Here is a 1,850-nt window from a genome sequence, read left to right as displayed (position 1 = left end):
GTAATCAACTTTCCAATTAAATTCAGCAATGCCATTGGCGAACTTTTCGGCTATTTGACGTGATTGAATGCTAGCTGTAGATGGTTGACCATTATGGTTGTAAATGCTGCCTAGTTCTGTCATCTTATTCGTTTAATAGTATATTTGTATTAAAAAGTATTTTAGTTCTCTCCGACGCTTAATGAAAGTAAGGCTCTTGGAAGCGTTTGGCAACATTTAAAACATAGCTGGTCTTTCTTTAGTCTTGCAGTAAAGGTACGTAGCCTTCTTGAACCGTAGGCATCACTCAAGGGCAAAATAGATAATTGAAAATATACATTTCCCCTGAAGATAGATTTATTCTGTATTCATCCCTGTCTTGTAGAAAATGATTTTGGTACACACAATGCCAAAGTTATTGTTCTTGCTGCCATAAATAAAGACATTGATAGCCATAGTAAATGACTATTATGGAAATACATTGCTGTAATTGCTGATGGAATAAAACCGATTACAGTGGCTTTCAGCATAGCTTGGCGAAGTGTATGACCTTGAGTCAACCCTAGAAAATAACCGTCTAGCGCATAAGCGACTGAGCCAAAACCCAAAACTGGTAACAGCCAAGGAATATAAGAACGTAAATTATTGATAATATCAGTATGATTGGTCAGCAATCTTAACAGTGATTCTGGGACACAAATAAATGCAGTAGCAAACATTAATCCTATAACTAAGCTACTGACTACAGAAGTTTGCAAGAGTTGTTTTAAAGAAGTAATATTTCCACTACCTTGAAAAATTCCAGCCAAGCTCTCAGTAGCGAATGCCAAGCCATCAATGAAATATGCTGCCAAGCTCACCAATTGCATAAGCAGGGTATTTGTCGCCAGAATTTCAGTTCCTAACATAGAACTGAGATTGCTAAACATCGCCATTGTCGAAATTAAAGCGAAAGTCCGAATAATAATTTCTCCATTCAGCATGAAAACTGATTTTCAAGCAGATAGGTTAAATACTTCCCCAATTGAAGCTTGTATTTGTTTAAATGAAATTGTTTGACAATATAGTAAAGTACCTACTATTAGCATCAGATACTGACTAGTGGCTGTCGCTAACCCAGCTCCTCTACTTGACCATCCCCACTGAACAATAAATAGATAATCTAGTAGTACATTTGCACAATTACTAATAGCTGAAAGCAACAAAACTTTACTACTTTGGGTTTGTCCAAGAAACCAACCAATCAAGACAAAGTTAATCAATGTTGCTGGGGCACCCCATATTAAAGCATTATAGAAATCAACACCAGAAGTTTTAACTTCTGGTGTAGCACTTAGAATTGCAAACCCTAATACTTGTAAAGGTTTTTGAAATATCAGGATGGCAAGTCCTAATATCAGCGCTAAAATTCCATGCTGTAAACTAATCAGTACTGCCGATTGGTTATCTTTACGCCCTATAGCCTGTGCAACCATTCCAGTTGTACCCATGCGTAAGAAACCGAATGTCCAATAAATATAATTGAATAAAATTGTTGCTATTGCTACACCTGCTAAATGACGAATCTCCGTTAAATGCCCTAAAAACATTACATCTATTAGTCCTGCTAACGGAACCATTAGATTTGAAAGAACATTTACAGATGCCAGTTTTAGAAAACTGCGGATGAATACTGAACGTTGAGCAAAGATAGACAAAATTAGTAAATCCCTTGACCAGAACAATGACCTACATTGGAGTTATTTTTTCGGCTTATCGGTCAGAATACCTTTCCTGTATTCTGACGACTGACGCATGTATTCTGATTGATAATTTTTAAAAATCATTATCCGTAAAGGGAACTATAGATGGTGAAAACCTTTTCAGCGACG

General features: G+C 36.5%; 2 protein-coding genes. Both read right to left on the bottom strand.

Translation table 11 applies throughout. From position 1 onward, the window contains the following. Positions 1-347: 347 nt before the first annotated feature. Positions 348-962 carry an MATE family efflux transporter gene (locus V7L05_RS17500; RefSeq protein WP_335165811.1) on the bottom strand — a complete coding sequence of 205 codons (615 nt, stop codon included), beginning with the start codon at positions 960-962 and terminating at the stop codon, positions 348-350. Between the two features lie 12 nt (positions 963-974). Further along, positions 975-1,676: an MATE family efflux transporter gene (locus V7L05_RS17495; RefSeq protein WP_335165809.1), complete on the bottom strand. Its 702-nt coding sequence runs from the start codon at positions 1,674-1,676 to the stop codon at positions 975-977. Positions 1,677-1,850: the final 174 nt, after the last annotated feature.

The sequence above is a fragment of the Nostoc sp. genome, from assembly GCF_036917755.1.
In the GTDB taxonomy this organism is placed as follows: domain Bacteria; phylum Cyanobacteriota; class Cyanobacteriia; order Cyanobacteriales; family Nostocaceae; genus Nostoc.
Note: the sequence above shows the minus strand (reverse complement) of the source record. Positions and strands in the feature narration are given on the sequence as shown.